Annotated in this window: 19 protein-coding genes; 11 read left to right on the forward strand and 8 right to left on the reverse strand. The window is 71.7% G+C overall.

Features of this window, described 5'->3' with window-relative positions:
• Positions 1-14: 14 nt before the first annotated feature.
• Entirely contained in the window at positions 15-404 is a 390-nt protein-coding gene (locus tag IFT73_RS05735; RefSeq protein WP_192166751.1) for a cupin domain-containing protein, read from the forward strand.
• 20 nt (positions 405-424) lie between these two features.
• Here the strand turns inward: IFT73_RS05735 and IFT73_RS05740 are convergent, their stop codons facing one another.
• The 3 genes from IFT73_RS05740 to IFT73_RS05750 form a co-directional block, all read right to left on the reverse strand.
• Positions 425-1288: a M23 family metallopeptidase gene (locus IFT73_RS05740; RefSeq protein WP_197983507.1), complete on the reverse strand. Its 864-nt coding sequence runs from the start codon at positions 1286-1288 to the stop codon at positions 425-427.
• Between the two features lie 180 nt (positions 1289-1468).
• Positions 1469-3724, reverse strand: coding sequence for a catalase/peroxidase HPI (gene katG, locus IFT73_RS05745; protein ID WP_192166752.1), 2256 nt, complete (start codon positions 3722-3724; stop codon positions 1469-1471).
• Positions 3725-3762: 38 nt separating this feature from the next.
• On the reverse strand, positions 3763-4194 hold the full coding sequence (locus IFT73_RS05750; protein ID WP_192166753.1) for a Fur family transcriptional regulator: 432 nt from the start codon (positions 4192-4194) through the stop codon (positions 3763-3765).
• Between the two features lie 92 nt (positions 4195-4286).
• Here IFT73_RS05750 and IFT73_RS05755 point away from each other — a divergent pair, with 92 nt between their 5' ends.
• Positions 4287-5822 (forward strand): acyl-CoA carboxylase subunit beta, encoded by a 1536-nt coding sequence (locus IFT73_RS05755; RefSeq protein WP_371811164.1) that lies wholly within the window; start codon positions 4287-4289, stop codon positions 5820-5822.
• Positions 5823-5905: 83 nt separating this feature from the next.
• Positions 5906-7384: a serine/threonine-protein kinase gene (locus IFT73_RS05760; RefSeq protein ID WP_192166754.1), complete on the forward strand. Its 1479-nt coding sequence runs from the start codon at positions 5906-5908 to the stop codon at positions 7382-7384.
• Positions 7385-7396: 12 nt separating this feature from the next.
• Here IFT73_RS05760 and IFT73_RS05765 read toward each other — a convergent pair whose 3' ends face one another.
• The 3 genes from IFT73_RS05765 to IFT73_RS05775 are packed head-to-tail and all read right to left on the reverse strand — an operon-like array spanning position 7397 to position 11312.
• Positions 7397-9442 (reverse strand): VWA domain-containing protein, encoded by a 2046-nt coding sequence (locus IFT73_RS05765; protein WP_192166755.1) that lies wholly within the window; start codon positions 9440-9442, stop codon positions 7397-7399.
• The gene (locus IFT73_RS05770; RefSeq protein ID WP_192166756.1) at positions 9435-10850 is read right to left on the reverse strand and encodes a magnesium chelatase; all 1416 of its coding nucleotides are present in this window, start codon (positions 10848-10850) and stop codon (positions 9435-9437) included. The genes IFT73_RS05765 and IFT73_RS05770 overlap by 8 nt, the downstream gene beginning before the upstream one ends.
• A 51-nt stretch (positions 10851-10901) precedes the next feature.
• Complete coding sequence (locus IFT73_RS05775; protein WP_157432564.1) at positions 10902-11312, reverse strand: hypothetical protein; 411 nt, start codon at positions 11310-11312, stop codon at positions 10902-10904.
• Positions 11313-11364: 52 nt separating this feature from the next.
• On the opposite strand from IFT73_RS05775, the gene IFT73_RS05780 reads away from it, so the two are divergent.
• Positions 11365-12114, forward strand: a complete 750-nt coding sequence (locus tag IFT73_RS05780; RefSeq protein ID WP_056608647.1) for a metal-dependent transcriptional regulator — start codon at positions 11365-11367, stop codon at positions 12112-12114.
• A 90-nt stretch (positions 12115-12204) separates the two neighbouring features.
• Positions 12205-13239 (forward strand): sodium:calcium antiporter, encoded by a 1035-nt coding sequence (locus IFT73_RS05785; protein ID WP_192166757.1) that lies wholly within the window; start codon positions 12205-12207, stop codon positions 13237-13239.
• On the opposite strand, the gene IFT73_RS05790 is transcribed toward IFT73_RS05785, so the two are convergent.
• Positions 13200-13805, reverse strand: a complete 606-nt coding sequence (locus tag IFT73_RS05790) for a TetR/AcrR family transcriptional regulator (protein WP_162248851.1) — start codon at positions 13803-13805, stop codon at positions 13200-13202. The two genes, IFT73_RS05785 and IFT73_RS05790, sit on opposite strands and share 40 nt — an antisense overlap.
• A 129-nt stretch (positions 13806-13934) precedes the next feature.
• Here IFT73_RS05790 and IFT73_RS05795 point away from each other — a divergent pair, with 129 nt between their 5' ends.
• Genes IFT73_RS05795 through IFT73_RS05815 form a run of 5 tightly spaced genes read left to right on the forward strand, consistent with a single transcriptional unit; the run spans position 13935 to position 18957 of the window.
• Positions 13935-14600: an HAD family phosphatase gene (locus IFT73_RS05795; RefSeq protein WP_056608656.1), complete on the forward strand. Its 666-nt coding sequence runs from the start codon at positions 13935-13937 to the stop codon at positions 14598-14600.
• Positions 14601-14616: 16 nt separating this feature from the next.
• Positions 14617-15825: a sedoheptulose 7-phosphate cyclase gene (locus tag IFT73_RS05800; RefSeq protein WP_192166758.1), complete on the forward strand. Its 1209-nt coding sequence runs from the start codon at positions 14617-14619 to the stop codon at positions 15823-15825.
• Complete coding sequence (locus IFT73_RS18825; protein WP_192166759.1) at positions 15822-16628, forward strand: class I SAM-dependent methyltransferase; 807 nt, start codon at positions 15822-15824, stop codon at positions 16626-16628. The genes IFT73_RS05800 and IFT73_RS18825 overlap by 4 nt, the downstream gene beginning before the upstream one ends.
• Entirely contained in the window at positions 16628-17929 is a 1302-nt protein-coding gene (locus IFT73_RS05810) for a hypothetical protein (protein ID WP_197983508.1), read from the forward strand. The genes IFT73_RS18825 and IFT73_RS05810 overlap by 1 nt, the downstream gene beginning before the upstream one ends.
• A complete protein-coding gene (locus IFT73_RS05815; RefSeq protein ID WP_192166760.1) occupies positions 17929-18957 on the forward strand; it encodes a D-alanine--D-alanine ligase in 1029 nt (342 codons plus the stop codon). Before IFT73_RS05810 ends, IFT73_RS05815 begins: the two co-directional genes overlap by 1 nt.
• Here IFT73_RS05815 and IFT73_RS05820 read toward each other — a convergent pair.
• Positions 18840-19157: a hypothetical protein gene (locus IFT73_RS05820; protein WP_192166761.1), complete on the reverse strand. Its 318-nt coding sequence runs from the start codon at positions 19155-19157 to the stop codon at positions 18840-18842. The genes IFT73_RS05815 and IFT73_RS05820 overlap by 118 nt on opposite strands.
• A 34-nt stretch (positions 19158-19191) precedes the next feature.
• On the opposite strand from IFT73_RS05820, the gene IFT73_RS05825 reads away from it, so the two are divergent.
• On the forward strand, positions 19192-19839 hold the full coding sequence (locus IFT73_RS05825; RefSeq protein ID WP_192166762.1) for a hypothetical protein: 648 nt from the start codon (positions 19192-19194) through the stop codon (positions 19837-19839).

A 19839-nucleotide genomic window follows, 5' to 3' on the forward strand; every position in this document is an offset into this window, starting at 1 on the left:
CCGCGAGACACACCATGAACGCCCTGTCCGGCATCGACGTCGCGGCCGAGCTCCGCACGGTCGAGAAGCACTGGACGCCGCGCGTCGTCGGGCGGGTCAACGACCAGTACGTCAAGGTCGCGAAGCTGCTGGGCGAGCTCGTGTGGCACGCGCACGACGACGAGGACGAGATGTTCCTCGTGGTCTCGGGCCGGCTCCGCATCCAGCTCGAGGGCGACGTCGAGGTGGTGCTCGAGCCGGGCCAGTTCCACGTCGTGCCGCGCGGCGTGCGGCACAACCCCGTCGCCGACGAGGAGGTCGAGATCGTGCTGATCGAGACCGTCACGACCGCGCACACGGGTGACGTGACCGTGGCCGGGACCGTGCCGATCGAGCAGCAGCTGGGCAGCACCGACGCTGGCTGAGCGCCGGCCACTGCCCGGTGTCAGGGCGTGATGCCGTGCTCGCGCAGCACCGGTTCGGGGTCGGTCAACCCCGAACCGGGCAGCTCGACCTCGAGGTGCAGGTGCGGGCCCGTGACGTTGCCGGTCGAGCCGGAGTAGCCGATCACCTGGCCGGGCGTGACCTGGTCGCCGGCTGCCACGACGAAGCGGCTCTGGTGCGAGTACGAGATCATCGTGCCGTCGTCGAGCGTGACGACGGTGCGGTTGCCGTAGGAGCCGTCGTACCCGGCCGACGTGACGGTGCCGGCGGCCACCGACACGATCTCGCTGCCCGACGGTCCGGCGAAGTCGAGCCCGGTGTGCGCTCCGCTCGACCACAGGTTGCTCTGCTGCCCGAAACGGGCGGTGAGGGTGTACCCGACGACCGGGAGCACCCACTGCTTGCGCAACTTCTCCTCCTGCTCGACGCGATCGGCCTCAGCGCGCTCGGCCTCCTCGGCCGTCGCGGTGATGTCGCGATCGAGCTCCTCGAGTGCCTGAGCCCGTTGCGACGCCTGCTGGGCGGCCTGCTGCGTCAGCTGCGGACGATCGAAGCCGCGGCTCACGTCGACGCGTCCGTCCGCGGACTGGACCTGCGCCGCCGTCGCCAGGAACGACCCGGGCGCCGAACCGACCATGCTGGTCAGTTCCGCGTCGGCGGCACTGGCACCGGCCGTCGCGAACGTCCCGACGCCGGCCGCCGTCATGGCGACCACGCCGATCATCGCCGGGGAGATCCTGAACCGCGCGAGCACTCCGCGTCCGCGGTCGCGTCGGACGAGGCGGACCGACGATCTGGTGGGCTTCTGCGCCCGTCGCTTGCCGGCCCCCGACGGCACGCGCGGGTCCATGTCTGTTCGAGGCATCCGTACCGACGCTAACCGGTCCGGACAAGCCCTCGGGCCGGTCGTCCACCGGCGTGCGGTGACGCAGCGACGCATCACGCCGCGTGACAGGTCGCCCACGCACCGCCCGCCCGGGTCCCGTGGGAACGGCAGGGCCCCCGCCGGCAGCAACACCGACGGGGGCCCTGGTCAGGGGGTGGGTCAGACCAGGTCGTAGCGATCCAGGTTCATGACCTTGTCGAACGCCGCGACGAAGTCCTTCACGAACTTGTCCTTCGCGTCGTCGCTGGCGTAGACCTCGGCGATGGCGCGCAGCTCGGAGTTCGAGCCGAACACCAGGTCGTTGCGCGTCCCGGTCCAGCGGACGGTGCCGCTGCCGTCACGCGCCTCGAAGACGTCCGAGGCGTCCGACGTCGCCGCCCACTGCGTGCCCAGGTCGAGCAGGTTGGCGAAGAAGTCGTTCGTCAGCGTGCCGGGCGCGTCGGTGAGGACGCCGTGCGACGAACCGTCGTAATTCGTGCCGAGGACGCGCAGGCCGCCGATCAGGACGGTCAGCTCGGGCGCGCTCAGACCGATCAGGTTCGCGCGGTCGATCAGCGAGAACTCCGCCGGCAGACGGTTGCCCTTGCCGAGGTAGTTGCGGAACCCGTCGGCCACCGGCTCGAGAGCCGCGAACGACTCGACGTCCGTCTGCTCCTGCGAGGCGTCGGTGCGGCCCGGCGTGAACGGCACCGTGACGTCGTGGCCGGCAGCCCTGGCCGCCTGCTCGACACCCGCGACACCACCGAGGACGATGACGTCGGCCAGCGAGACCTTCGTGCCCTCGGCGTTGAACGCCGACTGGACGCCCTCGAGGGTCCGCAGGACGGTCGCGAGCTGGTCGGGGTTGTTGACCTCCCAGCCGCTCTGCGGCTCGAGACGGATGCGGGCACCGTTGGCGCCGCCGCGCTTGTCGCTGCTGCGGAACGTCGACGCCGACGCCCACGCGGTCGAGACGAGCTGCGAGACGGTCAGGCCCGTGTCGAGGATCTGCTGCTTCAGCGTCGCGACGTCGTTCGCGTCGACGACCTCGGCCGGCGCGACGGGCAGGGGGTCCTGCCAGATCAGCTCCTCCTGCGGCACCTCGGGGCCGAGGTAGCGCTGGATCGGGCCCATGTCGCGGTGCGTCAGCTTGAACCAGGCGCGCGCGAACGCGTCCGCGAAGGCGTCCTGGTCGTCCTTGAAGCGGCGCGCGATCGGCTCGTAGATGGGGTCGAACCGCAGGGCCAGGTCGGACGTCAGCATGCGCGGCTCACGGCGCTGCGTGTCGTCGTGCGCCAGCGGCACCATGTCGGCACCGGCGTTGTCCTTCGGACGCCACTGGTTGGCGCCGGCCGGGCTCTGGAACAGCTCCCACTCGTAGCCGAACAGGATGTGGAAGTACTCGTTGTCCCAGCGAGCCGGGTGGTACGTCCACGTGACCTCGAGGCCGCTGGTGATGACGTTGTCGCCCTTGCCGTCGCCGAGCGACTGCTTCCAGCCGAGGCCCTGCTCCTCGATCGGGGCACCCTCGGGCTCGGGGCCGACGAATTGGTCGGGGTCGCCCGCGCCGTGCGTCTTGCCGAACGTGTGGCCGCCGGCGATCAGCGCGACGGTCTCCTCGTCGTTCATGGCCATGCGGCCGAAGGTCTCGCGGATGTCGCGCGCCGAGCCGAGCGGGTCGGGCTGACCCTCCGGGCCCTCGGGGTTGACGTAGATCAGGCCCATCTGGACGGCTGCCAGCGGGTTCTCGAGCTCGCGGTCGCCGGTGTAGCGCAGCTCGCCGCCGCGCTCACCACCGAGCCACTCGCTCTCGGGGCCCCAGTAGACGTCCTCGTCGGGCTCCCACACGTCGGGACGTCCGCCGGCGAAGCCGAAGGTCTTGAAGCCCATCGTCTCGAGGGCCACGTTGCCGGTCAGGATGATGAGGTCGGCCCACGAGATCGCGGCGCCGTACTTCTTCTTGATGGGCCACAGGAGGCGGCGGGCCTTGTCGAGGTTGCCGTTGTCGGGCCAGCTGTTCAGCGGCGCGAAGCGCTGCATGCCGGCTCCCGCGCCGCCCCGCCCGTCGAACGTGCGGTACGTGCCGGCGCTGTGCCACGCCATGCGGATGAAGAAGCCGCCGTAGTGGCCGAAGTCGGCGGGCCACCAGTCCTGCGAGTCGGTCATGAGCTCGGCGAGGTCGGCCTTCACGGCGGCCAGGTCGAGGTTGTTGAACGCCTCGGTGTAGTCGAACTCCTCGCCCAGCGGGTTGGCCACGGCGGGGTGCTTGCGCAGGATCTTCAGGTTGAGCTGGTTGGGCCACCACTCCTGGTTGGCCGAGCCGGCGGTCGGGTGCGAGCGCTCGCCGCCCATCACGGGGCACTTCGCGACGCCCTCGTTGCTCTCGTCGTCCATGTCGCCGACGACGGCGTTGTGGTGCGGGTTGTTCTCGGTCATGTCGTTCCTTCCGGACGGAGGGTGGGATCTGTGAAAGTTCAGGGGGTGCGCGAGGCGGCGCACGCGGGGCACGTGCCCCAGTAGATGACCTCGGCCTCGTCGATCGCGTAGCCGTGGTCGTCGGACGCCACCAGGCACGGCGCGGCGCCGTGCGCGCAGTCGACGTCGGCGATCGACCCGCACGAGCGGCACACCACGTGGTGGTGGTTGTCGCCGACCCGCGCCTCGTAGCGCGAGACCGAGCCGGACGGCTGGATGCGCCGCACGAGCCCGGCACCCGTCAGGGCCCGCAGGACGTCGTAGACGGCCTGGTGCGACACGTCGCCCACGTCGGCGCGCACGGCGCCGATCAGGGTGTCGGTGTCGGCGTGCGGGTGCTGGTGGATGGCCGACAGCACCGCCACGCGGGGGCGGGTGACGCGGAGGTCGGACGCTCGGATGAGCTGCTCGATCTCCGGTGCGGTGGGCATGACCCCAGCCTACGGCCAAACTTGAATGAGTCAAGGAACGACACGCTCCGTTCTCCCGATCGTCACTCCCCCGTGGCTGTTAGCGTGCGACCGTGACGATCCGACCCGAGCTGCTCGACCTGCTGGCCCGCCGTGCCCTCACCGAGGACTCCGCACGGCCCGACGCCGTCGAGCGCCTCCACGCCCGGGGCGGACGCACCGCCCGCGAGAACGTCGCCGACCTCGTCGATCCCGGCAGCTTCGTCGAGTACGGCCGCTACGTCACCGCCGCCCAGGCCGGGCGGCGCAGCGTCGACGACCTGCTCGACCGCACCGTCGCCGACGGCATCGTCGGTGGCATCGCGACGATCGACGGCCACGCGTGCGCCGTCATGTCGTACGACTACCTCGTCCTGGCCGGCACGCAGGGCATGCGGGGCCACCGCAAGACCGACCGGCTGATCGACGTCGTCGACCAGCTCGCGCTGCCCACGGTGTTCTTCGCATCGGGCGGCGGCGGACGCCCGGGCGACACCGACATCCCCTTGGTCTCGGCCCTCGACGTCACGACGTTCGCGGCGTGGGCGCGCCTGTCCGGCCGGGTGCCGCGCATCGCGGTCGTCGACGGCAGCTGCTTCGCCGGCAACGCGGTCATCGCGGGCTGCGCCGACCTGATCGTCGCCACACCCCGGGCGTCCCTCGGTATGGGCGGCCCGGCCATGATCGCAGGCGGCGGGCTCGGCGACGTCGCCGCCGCCGACGTCGGGCCCGTCGACGTCATGACCGCCAACGGCGTCATCGACGTCCTCGTCGACGCGGACGAGCTGGTCTCCGAGGCCCGTCACCTGCTCGGCTACTTCCTCGGCCCGGTCGACGACTGGACCGCGTCCGACCAGTCGTGGCTGCGCGAGGCCGTGCCCGAGGGCGAGCGCACGTCGTACGACGTCACCCCCGTCATCGAGACGATCTGCGACGACGACTCGGTCACGGTGCTGCGTCCGACGTTCGCGCCCGAGCTCGTCACGGCCCTCGGACGCCTCGAGGGCCGCACGATCGGTCTCGTCGCCAACGACACGCGCCACACCGCCGGTGCCATCACCGCCGACGCCGGCGACAAGGCCGCCCGCTTCCTGCAGCTGTGCGACGCGCACGGCTTCCCCGTCGTCTCGCTGGTCGACACCCCCGGCATGATGGTCGGGCCCGACGCCGAGCAGACCGGTCTCGTCCGTCACACCTCGCGGCTGCTCGTGGCCGGAGCGCGGCTCGGCGTGCCGCTGATCGGCGTCGTCCTGCGCCGCGCCTACGGCCTCGGCGCGCAGGCGATGCTCGGAGGCAGCACCCACGAGCCCCTCATGACGGTCGGCTGGCCCGGTGCCCACCTCGGGGCGATGGGGCTCGAGGGAGCCGTTCGCCTCGCGATGCGCGACGAGCTCGCGGCGATCGAGGATCCCGACGAGCGCGAGCAGCAGGTGCGCGAGCTGACGGCACACGCCCAGGCGCAGGCGGGCGCGCTCAACGTCGCCCGGCACTTCGAGATCGACGACGTCGTCGACCCCGCCGAGACACGCGGGCTCCTCGCCCGTCTGGTCTCGGCCGCCGCCCGCGACGGACGCCTGGTCGGCAGCGGGGCGGCCGTCGACACCTGGTGACGGACGCCGCACGATGAGGCGCCGCGCCGGGCGACCCCCTATCTTGGACAACCGGGGCGATTCTTCGGGTGGACGGGAGCAGCATGATCGGCGGCAGGTACGAGCTCGGCCACGAGATCGGCCGGGGTGGCATGGGGGCCGTGTGGGTCGCCCACGACACCGTGCTCGGTCGCGACGTCGCCGTCAAGCAGATCGGCATGTCCGCCGGCGGAGCGACGCCCGACCTCGAGCGTGCCGAGCGCGAGGCGCACCTCGCCGCCCGCATCAACCACCAGAACGTCGTGGCGGTGTTCGACCTCGTCGACGAGGACGGCTACCAGTGGCTCGTCATGGAGCACGTCGACGGTCCGACGCTGGCCGACCTGATCACCGAACGGGGCCACCTGTCGCCCGACGAGCTGACGCCGATCGCCGAGCAGGTGGCGCTGGCGCTGGCCGCCGCGCACGCCCACGGCATCGTGCACCGCGACGTCAAGCCGTCCAACATCCTGCTGACGCAGGCCGGCGTCGCGAAGCTCTCCGACTTCGGGGTCGCCCGCGCGCAGGCCGACGCCTCCCTCACCCAGACCGGCATGGTCACGGGATCGCCCGCCTACCTCTCGCCCGAGGTCGCCAGCGGACGCCCCGCGACCGGCGCCAGCGACGTCTGGTCGCTCGGCGCGACCCTGTTCCACGCACTGAACGGGCAGCCGCCGTACGCCGTCGGCGACAACGTGCTCGGAGCGATGTACCGCATCGTCAACGAGGAGCCGCCGCGCCTCGACTCCGACGACGAGCTCGCGACGCTCGTCACCTCGATGATGCAGCGCGATCCGGACGCCCGGCCGACCATGGCGTGGATCGAGGAGCGGGCCGCGACCCGCTCGGTGCACGACGTGCCCCGCAACCTCGAGGCGACGCAGGGCTTCGCCGCCTTCGCGGACACGACCGAGCCCGCCGAGCCGACCGCCACCACGGCCTTCCGTCCCCTCGCTCCGCCCGTGGCCGAGGCGACCGAACCGGCCCACGCCGCGTCGGACGTCCCTGCGCCGGCCGCGCCCGCCGCCACCGCCGGAGAGCCCGCCAGCCGTGCCGACCGCTCCCGGACGGCCCTGATCGTCCTGGCAGGGCTGGCCGCCGTCGCCGCCCTCGTGTTCGTGCTGAACCTCGGCGGAGACGACGACGGTGGTCCCGTGGCCGGTCCGCCCACCTCGACGAGCGAGCCCGCCGCCACCGCGTCGCCGTCGCCGTCGCCGTCACCCTCGGTCGATCCCGCCGAGGCGGACGACGCGGCGCTCGAGGGCTTCGTCACCGACTACCTGCAGACCGCCAGCAGCGACCCCGACACGGGCTTCACGATGCTCACGCCGAAGTTCCAGGCCGAGAGCGACGGGCTCGACGGTTACAAGGGCTTCTGGGACGGCGTCTCCGACCTCGACGTCCAGCAGGTCGACGCCGACGCGGCCGACCTGCGCGTCTCGTACACGTACTCGTACGAGCGCGAGGGCGAGAGCCGCACCGACTCGGTCACCCTGCAGCTCGTCAGGTCGGGCGACACCTTCCTGATCGACGGCGAGGCCTGACGGCGGTCCGGCTCAGCCGGCCCAGAAGCCCCGGCCGCCGCCGAGCACGTCGCCGAAGCCGCCCGACCCGCCGCGCGGTCCTCGCGAGCCCAGGTACGAGCCGACGACGGCGGCGCCCAGGTCGTCGAGCTCGGGTGCCACGACCGTGCCGCCGGCCCGCGTCGCCATCTGCTGGACGAACCGGGCCAGGCCCGGGTCCTCCCCGAGGCGGAAGAACGTCGTCTGGGCGCCCAAGCGGGTCGCGTTGTCGAGCTCGCGGACGGCGTACGCGACCGTCAGCGGGTGCGGCGGGTACTCGAAGTAGACCTCGCCGCTGCTCTCGAGGTGCGACGTCGGCTCGCCGTCCGTCACGATCAGCAGCACCGGCTGGGCGTTCGGGTGCTTGCGGAAGTGCCGGTTCGCCAGGAGCAGGGCGTGGTGCAGGTTGGTGCCCTTGGCGTACATCGCGTCGAGCCCCGTGAGCTGCTCGATGTCCATGACCTCGGCGTGCCGGCCGAACGCGATGAGCTGCAGGTCGTCGCCGCGGAAGCGGCTCTTGATCAGGGTGTGCAGCGCCAGCGCGGTGCGCTTCATCGGCACCCAGCGGCCGTCCATCGCCATCGAGAACGACGTGTCGACCAGCAGCGCGACGCACGCCTGGGTGCGCGCCTCGGTCTCCTGCACCTCGACGTCGCCGATCTCGATGCGCACGCCGCCGCCGGTCGCCCCGCCCTCGCCGGCGGTGCGGGTCAGGGCGTTCGTGACGGTGCGCGTGACGTCCCACGGCTCGGTGTCGCCGAACGCCCACTCACGCGTGGCCCCCGAGCGCTCGCCGGCGGCTCCCGACTGGCGGACGTCGCGGGCCCCCTGGCGTCCCGACATCTTGTCGGCGACGTCGCGCAGCAGTGCCTTGCCGAGCTGGCGCATGGCCTTGGGCGTCAGCTTGAGCTGACCGTCGGAGCCGCGCTTGAGCGTGCCGGAGTCGCGCAGCGCCTTCTCGAGCTGCTGCAGGGTGCGGGCGTCGACGGCGGCCTCGTCGCCGAGCTGGCGCGAGAGCTTGTCGAGGTCGAGGTCGTCCATGCGCGAGCCGTCGTACGACTGCGCGAGCTGCTCGGCGAGCTCGTCGAGGTCGGCGATGTCCTGGAAGACACCGGTGCCGTCGCCGAGGCCCAGCCCCTCCTGGCCGTCCATGCGCTCGGAGCCGCCCCAGTCCTCGCCGGGACGCATCGCCTGCAGGTTGCCGTCGAGCTGCGCCAGCGACTGCATCAGCTCGGGCGACCCGAAGGCCTGCTGCGCGAGGCCGTCGAGCTCGGCCCGCTGCTCGGCGGTCATCGAGTTGCGCATGCGCTGCGCCGCGGCCGACCGCTGGGCGAGGGCGTCGAGCAGCTCGTCGATCGTCTGGGGGTCCTCCGGGAAGAACTCGCCGTGCTGGGCCATGAACTCGTCGAACTGCTCCTGGGTGCCCTCCCCCGACCGGTGCGACTCGAGCAGCCGGTTGAGGTCGTCGAGCATCTCGTTGATCGCGGCGCGGTCCTCGTCGGTCGCGTTCTCGAGGGCGTTCTTCATGCCGGCGAAGCGCTGGTCGAGCATCTCGCGACCCAGCAGGTCCTTGATCTTCTCGAAGTCCTCGCGCGCCTCGCTGCTCTGCCACCGGTAGCCGTTGAGCTCGCTGACGGCACCCGCCGGGGACGCCGGCAGGTGGTCGAGCTGCATCTCGGCCAGCGTGCGGTCGGCGTCGTCCAGGTCGACGTCGCGGGCCAGCTGCTTGCGCTCGGTGAGCACCGCGCGGTCGAGCAGCTCCTTGATCTCCTGCAGCGTGCCGTCGAGGTTGTGCTTCTGGGCGAGCTCGCGGCGCTTGTCCTGCACCCGGCGCGCGAGGTCGTCCAGACCGGCCTGGTCGCGTCCGCCGCGTCGCAGGAACTCGCGCATCGCCCGCTCGGGCGAGTAGCCCGCCATGACGTCCTCGCCGATCTGGTCGAGGGCCTCGGACAGGTCGACCGGCGGTGCCAGCGGATCGGGACCGTCGACGTACCGGCCGTAGCGGGACGCCCGGGTGAGGCGCCGGTTGGCCCTAGCCATAGATCGTCTCGCCGCCGCCGCTGTCCTTGCTGATCCGGCGCGACAGGTACAGGCCCTCGAGCGCCAGCTCGATCGCGCCGGCGCGCTGGCCGTCGTTGGTCGCGCCGAGACGGTCGCACACCTCGTCGTACAGCTCGGACTCCCCCAGGACCGGCAGCCCGGTGAGGAAGTCGCGGGCCGTGACCTGCTCGCCCGTCGTCACCATCGCGCCGGTCTCGATCGCCTCGACCAGCAGCGAGAGGTCGACGCCGCGGAAGTGCTCGCGGACGGTCTGGGCCGTCGCGGTGCGCAGCAGGTGGTCGAGGATCTCGTCCTCGCGTCCCTCCTCGCCCGACTCGAACTCGATCTTGCCGCCCAGCACGTCGACCGCGGTCTCGAGGTCGACCGGACGGGCGACGGCCTCGTCCTCGCCCTGGCGCGTCGCGCGGTGGATCGCCGCGGCGGCGATCGTCTCGGCGCCCGCGATCGCGAACCGGGCGCTCACGCCGCTGCGCTGGTCGACCGCGGACGACTCGCGCAGCGCACGGGTGAAGCGGGCCAGGATCTCGATGAGGTGATCCGGCACCTCGGCGACCAGGTCGGCCTCCTGCCGGATGACGGCGACCTCGTCGACCAGCTCGGTCGGGTAGTGCGTGCGGATCTCGGCGCCGAAGCGGTCCTTCAGCGGAGTGATGATGCGACCGCGGTTGGTGTAGTCCTCGGGGTTCGCGCTCGCGACGACCAGGACGTCGAGCGGGAGCCGCAGCACGTAGCCGCGGATCTGGATGTCGCGCTCCTCCATGACGTTGAGCATCGCGACCTGGATGCGCTCGGCCAGGTCGGGCAGCTCGTTGATCGCGACGATGCCGCGGTGGCTGCGCGGGATGAGCCCGAAGTGGATCGTCTCGGGGTCGCCCAGGCTGCGACCCTCGGCGACCTTCATGGGGTCGACGTCGCCGATCAGGTCGGCGACGGACGTGTCGGGCGTCGCGAGCTTCTCGGCGTAGCGCTCGTCGCGCGTGCGCCACGCGACGGGCAGGTCGTCGCCGAGCTCGGCGGCACGCCGCCGGCTGCCGACCGTGATGGGCTCGTAGGGGTGCTCACCGAGCTCGGAGCCGTCGATGACGGGCGACCACTCGTCGAGCAGGCCGACCATGGTGCGCAGCAGGCGCGTCTTGCCCTGGCCGCGCTCGCCCAGCAGGACGATGTCGTGCCCCGCGATGAGGGCCCGCTCGAGCTGCGGGATCACGGTGGACTCGAAGCCGTGCAGCCCGGGCCACGGGTCGCGCCCCTCGCGGAGCGCCGCGAGCAGGTTGTCGCGCAGCTCGACCCGCAGGGTCTTCTGCACGTGTCCGGACGCGCGCAGCTCGCCGACCGTGCGGGGGGCCGGGACGTTGACGGTGGAGGAGGTCTCGGTGGGAGAGGTCACGTCTCGACGCTACTCCGGCACGCAACGCTGGAGGACGCTCCACCCGCGGGTTCAGTCCAGGACGCCGAGCGACGCGAAGAGCTCGCGCAGCGCCTTCTGCCCCTGGGCGTAGGCCCCGACGCTCGGCATCCCCCGCCACGAGACGTACTGCGCGTCCCTGACCGACGGAGCGTCGGCGATCCCATGACCCGACTCGAGCAGCGCCGTGAGCTCGTCGGACGGCCGGGGTGACGTCCTGCCGCCGACCGCCGTGAGGATCGACGCCTTTTCGCCCTTGATGCTGACGGTCAGGATGCCCATGCCCTTCTTGACCCGGACGTCGCCCACCGGCGCCTGCCAGACGACCTGCAGGTCGTTCGACTGGAGGGTGAGGTGGCTGCCGTCGGACGACAGTGCCCCGGGGCGGGCGACACCCATGAGGTAGTTCTCGCGGTAGTAGACGAACGCACGCACGGTTTCCATGGCGTGAGTCTCCCATCGAGGGGCACGATCCCCGTGCCGGTATCCTCTCGGCGTGGCCAACAGACGCAATGTGGTTGCGGTCGAGGACTGCCTGAAGGCGATCTTCTCGGTGGGCGAGTGGGACGCGTCCGCGCGCACCGTCGGCGACATCGCGGCCCGCCTGCGGGCGTCGACGTCGTCGGTCTCGGAGATGGTGCGCCGCCTCACCGACGACGGCCTGGTCGAGCACGAGCGCTACGGCAACGTCGACCTGACGCCCGCCGGCCTCGCGCGGGCCCTGCAGATGGTGCGCCGCCACCGCCTCGTCGAGACGTACCTCGTGACGGCCCTCGACTACGGCTGGGACGAGGTGCACGACGAGGCCGAGGTGCTGGAGCACGCGATCTCCGACCTGATGCTCGACCGCATGGACCGCCGTCTCGGTCACCCGTGGCGCGATCCGCACGGCGACGCGATCCCGACCGCCGCGGGCGTCCTGCACCTGCCGGCGGCGCGCCCGCTCGGCGAGCTCGACGAGGGCGCGAGCGGCGTCGTCGCGCGCATCGACGACGAGGACCCCGAGCTGCTGCGCTGGTTCGCCGATCACGGTGTGGTGCTCGACGTCGGGCTCACGGTCACGGGGCTCAAGCCGTTCGGGGGTGCCACGGAGGTCTCGATCGCGTCCACCGACAAGGCGACGCCCCTCGACCTCGGCGTGCAGGCCGTCGCGGCGCTGTGGGTCGCCGACGCTCCCCCGGGCGTCGACGCGACGTCGACGGGCTGCCACTACGCCGCGTGCCAGCACGTCGGGACGCCCGCCTAGCCGCTCGCGCGGGCAGAGTTCGGAACTCCGAACTCTGCAGTTGGGACGACGACGTTTGCGGGCGCCGCGCGCGACCCTAGCGTCGTCGACATGATTCACGTGCTCCTGCTGGTCGTCTGCGCCGTCGCGATCTACCTGTCGTGCGAGTGGTTCGTCAACGCGATCGAGTGGCTCGGCGTCCGCCTGAAGGTCGGCGGCATGGCGGTCGGCACGATCCTGGCAGCGGCCGGAACGGCGCTGCCCGAGTCGGTCGTGACGCTGATGGCGGTGCTGTTCGGCAGCGAGGAGAACGGCAACGACATCGCGGTGGGCGCGGCGATGGGCGGACCGCTGGTCGTCGGCACCATCGCGTACGCCGTCACGGGCGGCATGCTGTTCCTGCGCTTCCGCAGGAAGCGCGCCATGGCGCTGGCCGGCCGGCAGGGCGCTCCGGGCACCGATCTGCGCGACGACGAGGGCATCGACACCGAGCGTCTCGCCCGCGACCAGGTCTGGTTCCTGTGCATCTTCGCGGTCAAGGTCGCCCTGGGTCTGGTCGCCTTCGCGATCAAGCCGTGGCTCGGCCTGCTGTTCCTCGTGGCGTACGGCGTCTACTTCTACAAGGAGATGACCGACGACGGCGATGCCGCGTCGGCCGACGACCTCGAGCCGCTGAAGCTGCGCCCCAGGGCCGCCAAGCCCGGCACCCTGCCGGTCGTGCTGCAGACCGTCGGCTCGCTCGTCGTGATCTTCGCGGCCTCGCAGGTCTTCGTCGAGCAGCTCGAGTGGGCCGGACCGGCCCTCGGGCTGCCGGCCGTCGTCGTCGCGCTGCTGCTCTCGCCGATCGCGACCGAGCTGCCCGAGATCATGAACGCGATCATCTGGGTGCGTCAGGGCAAGGCCAACCTCGCGCTCGCCAACATCTCCGGCTCGATGATGATCCAGGCCACCGTGCCGTCCGCGATCGGCATCGGATTCACGACGTGGAAGTTCGACACCCCGCTGATGCTCGCGGGCTTCGCGACGCTCGCGTCGGTGGCCTACCTGCTGTGGGCCGTGCGCCACCGCTCGTTCACCGCGACGAAGCTGCTCTACGCGGGTGGCTTCTACCTGGTGTTCGCGGCCGGGCTCGTGCTGACGGTCTGACCCAGGCCTCGCAGGACGATCCGCACCGCGTGCCGGATCAGGTCGTCGGACGGCAGCGTGTCGTGCATCAGCACGGGGCACACGACGGCTCCTGACAGCATCGCGACGGCGGCCTCGAGCTCGGCGCCCTCCGCGACGTCGGCCAGCACCTCGCGCACGACGCTCTCGCCGTCCTCCACGACCCGGTCGCGGATCGCGGCGACCTCGTCGACCGTCGCGCCCCACTGCGCCAGCGCCATCAGCACCTTGTCGAGCCGGAGCTCGACGATGCCGCGACGGAACGTCGTCAGCTCCGCGACGAGGTCGGTCTCGACGTCGCCGGTGCGCTCGTCGTGCGGCATGTCGCGGACGGCGTCGAGCGCCAGCACCACGAGGTCGATCTTCTGCGGCCAGTGCGTGTAGAGGGTCGTGCGCGAGTAGCCGGCCGAGGCGGCGACGTGCGCGTGCGACAGCGCCTCCCACCCCTCGCGCGTCAGGACCTTCAGGGCCGTGTGAGCGACGTCATGGCGGGTACGGGCTACCCGGACGTCGTCGGCGTCGCCGCGTCGCTGCGACTTCTGCACCACGCTGGCCACCTCCCGGAGATCTCGTCCGAGTGAAGGTACTAGATCGCGCTGCGTTCTCCTATTGCACTTTCTGTTCGCTACCGTACGGTGAGTTCAACTAGACCCGGAACGTCGCCCGAAAGGCCCTTCATGTCCGCCATCCTGTTCGGTTCCATCAGCACGCTCGCCGACACCTCCGAGCTGCAGCGCCGCTCGTTCAACGAGGCGTTCAGCGCCCACGACCTCGACTGGAGCTGGAGCCGCGACGACTACGTCTCGATGCTCGGCTCGAACGGCGGTGCCGACCGCATCGCGGAGTACGCGCGCTCGCAGGGCGTCGAGGTCGACGCCGCCGCCGTGCACGCGACGAAGTCGCAGATCTTCCAGGACCTGCTGGCCGGGTCGGGCGTCTCGGCCCGTCCGGGGGTCGTCGAGACCATCGAGGCCGCCCGGGCCGACGACGTGAAGGTCGGCTTCGTCACGACCACCTCGCGCGAGAACATCGACGCCCTGCTGGCCGCGCTGTCGCCCGCGCTGACGGCCGACTCGTTCGACGTCATCGTCGACGCCTCGTCCGTCGACGCCGGCAAGCCCGACCCGGCTGCGTACCGCCACGCGCTCGAGAGCCTCGGCGAGGAGCCGGGCTCGTGCGTCGCGATCGAGGACAACGAGGGCGGCGTGCGCGCGGCCGCGGCGGCGTCGGTCACGTGCGTCGCCTTCCCGAACGAGAACACCGCGGACGGGGACTTCGGCACGGCCGCCGAGACCGTCACCCAGCTCGACCCGACCCACGTCCGCGGCCTGATCGCCGCCTGACTCCCGAAGGACATCCATGAGCTCCATGCAAGCCCGCGTCACCGCCGACGACCGCTCGTTCAGCGTCGAGGGGTACGAACGCATCGAGTACGACCTGGTCTACGTCGACGGCGTGTTCGACGTCGAGAACCTCCAGCTCGCCGACGCCTACCGCCCGTACGGCCGCACCCTGATGGTCGTCGACGAGTCGGTGCTGTCGCTGTACGGCGACCGGATCGAGGCGTACTTCGCCCACCACGACATCGCACTGACCCTCGTGCCGGTGCAGATCCGCGAGACCGCCAAGTCGCTCGAGACGTTCGAGTACATCGTCGGCGAGTTCGAGCGCTTCGGCCTCGTGCGCACCGAGCCCGTCCTCGTCGTCGGCGGCGGGCTGACGACCGACGTCGCGGGATTCGCGTGCGCGAGCTACCGCCGCAGCACGCCGTACATCCGCATCCCGACGACGCTGATCGGCCTGATCGACGCCAGCGTGTCGATCAAGGTCGCGGTCAACCACGGCAAGAACAAGAACCGGCTCGGCGCGTACCACGCGTCGTCGACCGTCCTGCTCGACTTCTCGTTCCTGGCGACGCTGCCCGAGGACCAGGTGCGCAACGGCATGGCCGAGCTCATCAAGATCGCCGTCGTCGGCAACCTCGGGATCTTCGAGATGCTCGAGCAGCACGGTCCCGAGCTGCTGCGGACGCGCTTCGGCCACCTGGACGGCACGCAGGAGCTCCGCGAGGTCGCGCACCGCCTGACGTACTCGGCGATCGCGACGATGCTCGAGCTCGAGACGCCGAACCTGCACGAGCTCGACCTCGACCGGGTCATCGCGTTCGGCCACACGTGGAGCCCCACGCTCGAGCTGTCGCCACCGGCGCCGTTCTTCCACGGTCACGCGATCAACATCGACATGGCGCTGTCGACGACGGTGGCCGAGCAGCGCGGGCTGCTGTCGACCGCCGACCGCGACCGCGTGCTCGGCGTCATGAGCGCCCTGGGTCTCGCGCTCGACAGCCCCCACCTGACCGCGGAGCTGCTCGAGGAGGCCACGGCGTCGATCCTCAAGACGCGCGACGGGCTCCTGCGCGCCGCCGTGCCCGACCCGATCGGCCAGTGCCACTTCCTCAACGACCTCGACGTCAGCGAGCTCACCGACGCGCTGACGCTGCACAAGAAGGTCTGCCTCGGCTTCGACCGTGAGGGCGCCGGCATCGACATGTTCACGGCCGAGCAGTGACCGAGGCCGTCCCACCGGCGCCGCGTCCCGTCACCCCGACCACGATCCTCGCCCGCGAGCTCGACGAGATCGCGGACCGGCTCGGGGACGGGGTGCCGGCCGACGTCGTCGCGCGGCTGCGACGCGCCCGCGACCTCGCGGGCGGCCTCGACCCGTACCTCGACCGGTGCACGTCGCCGGAGTCGGCCGACCTGGCCGAGCTCGCGCGCCGTACGCGTGAGGCCCCGTGGGCGTCGCGCGAGGTCGTGTCGGGATCGGGCCCGCTCGAGCAGGAGATGCTGTCGGGGCACGTCGAGGGTCGCTTCCTGGCGTTCCTCGTGCGGATGCTGCGGGCGCGACGCGTGCTCGAGATCGGCATGTTCACGGGCTACTCGGCCCTCGCGATCGCCGAGGCGCTGCCTGAGGGCGGCGAGGTCGTGGCGTGCGAGGTCGACCCCTACGTCGCGGGCCTGGCCCGCGAGTGGCTCGACCTCTCCCCCGCCGGCGCGGCCGTGACGATCGAGGTCGGCCCGGCGGTCGAGACGCTCGACCGTCTCGAGGGCGCCTTCGACCTGGTGTTCGTCGACGCCGACAAGACCGGCTACGCCGAGTACTACCGGCGACTGCTCGACTCCGACCTGTTGGCGCCCGGCGCGGTCGTCGCGGTCGACAACACCCTGCTGCAGGGCCAGCCGTGGGCCGACGACCCGACGGCCAACGGCGCCGCCGTGGCGCGGTTCAACCAGCTCGTCGCCGACGACCCGCGGGTCGAGCAGGTGCTCGTCCCCCTGCGCGACGGCGTGACCCTGATCCGCAGGGTCTGATGGCGCGCGCGATCCTGCGGACCTCCGCCGTCCTCGGCGGGCTCGCCGTGACCCTGCCGCTCGACCTCGCGGTGGCCGCCGCGGCCGTGGTGACGAACGGGCGGCGCCCGATGACGGCGCAGGCGTCGTCACCGCGCACGGTGCTGCTGACCGGCGGCAAGATGACCAAGTCGCTGCAGCTGGCACGGTCGTTCCACCTGGCCGGGCACCGCGTCGTCCTGGTGGAGTCGGCGCGGTACCGCTGGACGGGGCACCGGTTCTCGCGCGCCGTCGACGCCTTCCACGTCGTGCCGGAGCCCACCGCGCCCGGGTACGCGCAGGCCCTGCTCGACGTCGTGCGACGCGAGGGCGTCGACGTCGTCGTCCCGGTCGCCAGCCCCGCGGCGAGCATCCACGACGCCGACGCACGAGCCGTGCTGGACGAGCACTGCGAGGTGCTGCACGGCGACGGCGACACCGTGCGGATGCTCGACGACAAGTCGACGTTCTCGCAGCACGCCGCGTCGCTCGGCCTGCGCGTGCCCGACTGGCGCCGCGTCACCGACGCCCGGCAGGTCGAGGAGTTCGACTTCCCTCCCGGACGCGAGTACATCCTCAAGCGGATCGCCTACAACCCCGTCGGACGCATGGACCTGACCCGGCTGAGCCGCGAGACCCCGCAGCGCAACGCCGAGTTCGCGCGGGGCCTCGGCATCACGCCGGACGATCCGTGGATCCTGCAGGAGTTCGTGCGCGGCCGCGAGTACTGCACCCACGGGACGGTGCGCGACGGCCACCTGCAGGTCTACGGCTGCTGCGAGTCGTCGGCGTTCCAGGTCAACTACGAGATGGTCGACAAGCCCGCCATCCGCGAGTGGGTCACGACGTTCGTGGAGGACCTCGGCGTCACGGGCCAGCTGTCGTTCGACTTCATCGAGTCAGACCGCGACGGTGAGGTGTACGCGATCGAGTGCAACCCGCGCACGCACTCGGCCATCACGATGTTCCACGACCACCCGGCGGTCGCCGCGGCCTACCTCGACGACGGGCACCCCGTGATCGAGCCGCGGCGGTCGTCGCGACCGACGTACTGGACGTACCACGAGGCCTGGCGCCTGCTGACGGAACCGGGGCGCGCGGCACGGCTGCGGACGATCGGGGCCGGCAAGGACGCGATCCTGACCGGGTGGGACCCGCTGCCCTACCTGCTCGTGCACCACCTGCAGATCCCGTCGTTGCTGATCGACAACCTGGTGCGCGGGCGTGGGTGGTCGCGCATCGACTTCAACATCGGCAAGCTCGTCGAGGAGGGTGGCGACTGATGGCCCTGTCCGTCCTCGTCCTGGCGGGGTCGCCCGTCGACGAGTTCCACGGGGACCTCTCGCGCGTGTACGCGCAGGGATTCCTCGACGTGCTGGCCGGCGACGACGCCTGCCGACCGATGATCGCGTGGGTGTCGCCCGGCGGGGCGTGGTGCTTCCCGTCGGGCCTCGACGCCGCGGACGTGGCGGCCGCGCCGCAGCTGTCGCTGTCCGAGGCCGTCGAGGTGCTGACGTGTGGCGACGTCGACGTGATGGTGCCGGAGATGTTCTGCCTACCCGGCATGACGACGTACCGCAGCCTGTTCGACCTCATCGGCATCCCGTACGTCGGCAACCGCGCCGACGTGATGGCCCTGACGGCAGACAAGGCCCGCGCGCGGGCGGTCGTCGCGGCAGCGGGCGTCGCCGTGCCGCACGGTGTCGTCGTGCGCCGGGGCGAGACGGTCGACGTCGACGTCCCCGTCGTGGTCAAGCCCGTCGACGCCGACAACTCGGCCGGGGTGAGCCTCGTGCGCGACCCGTCCGACCTCGACGCCGCCGTCGAGGGCGCACTCGAGCACTCCGACGCCGCCCTGGTCGAGACGTTCGTGCCGCTGGGCCGCGAGGTGCGGTGCGGCGTCATCGAGCGCGACGGCGGGCTCGTGTGCCTGCCGCTCGAGGAGTACGCCGTCGCCGACGTCCGCACCCCGGCCGACAAGCTCGACCGCACGGGCGACGGCGAGCTGTACCTCGTGGCGAAGGAGCGGACACGTGCCTGGATCGTGCCGACCGACGACCCCGTCACCCAGAAGGTGTGGGACATGGCCCGCCGGTGCCACGTGGCCCTCGGGTGCCGCCACTACAGCCTGATCGACGTGAGGATCGATCCCGACGGCGAGCCGTGGTTCCTCGAGGCCAGCCTCTACTGCTCCTACTCCCCCTCGAGCGTCGTCGCCGTCATGGCGGCCGCGTCAGGCGTCGGCGTCGACGAGCTGTTCGCGATGGCGCTGGACGAGCTCGCCGTCCAGCGCCCCGACCTCGACCGGTAGCTGCCGACGCTGGAGAGCGGCCCGAACGAGAGCGCCGACAGCACCGACACGGCTGACAACGCCGACCCCACGGAGCAGAACGAGCCGACCGATCCGATCGACAGGAACGATCCCTGCGACCCGATGCTGAGGATCGAGTGCCGCGAGCCGATCGACAGGATCGACCGCGACGAGCGCCACGACCACAGGGAGTCCGTCATGCGTCGACGATACGCCCGTCCGTAGGGTGACGTCATGGACGACGACACCACGACCTGGACGCCCGAGGGCGCCGCGCGCCTGACCACCGCGGCGGAGTCCCTGCAGGACGCCATCGGTGAGCACGCCCGGGCGTCGATCGCGGCCGCCGGGGACGACGAGGCCGTCTTCAGGGCCAGCGAGGAGCTGCTGGCGGCGCTCGTGGCCTACGGGACGGCGCAGGCCGAGCACACGGGCTACGGCTTCCCCCTGCTGGTGCTCGAGCAGTTCGTCGACGACGACGAGGACGACGACGAGGACGACGACGACGACGACGACGACGAGGATGAGGATGAGGAGCCGGTCGCGGTCGTCTCGGTCGTGCAGCGTCACGACTACGAGGTCGTGGACGCCGACGCCGTCATGGCCGCCGGACGGGCCGCCTACTTGCGCGTTCATCCCGGCGACACCGACGACGAGGCGTCGGCCGACGTGAGCCACCTCGGCCGCGCGCTGTACCAGCTGGCCCACGCCGACGGCTGGAGCAGCCTGGCCGACGCCGACGGGATCGACCCGATCGGCGGCATCGTCGCGGTCGCGCGGCAGGCCACCCCGCTCGGACCCGACCCGGACGACTGGGTCGACACCGTGCTCGACGACACCGACGACCTGCTGCACACCCAGGACGAGGTGTACCGCCGCTGA

The sequence above is a fragment of the Aeromicrobium sp. CFBP 8757 genome (assembly GCF_014841755.1).
Taxonomy (GTDB): Bacteria; Actinomycetota; Actinomycetes; order Propionibacteriales; family Nocardioidaceae; genus Aeromicrobium.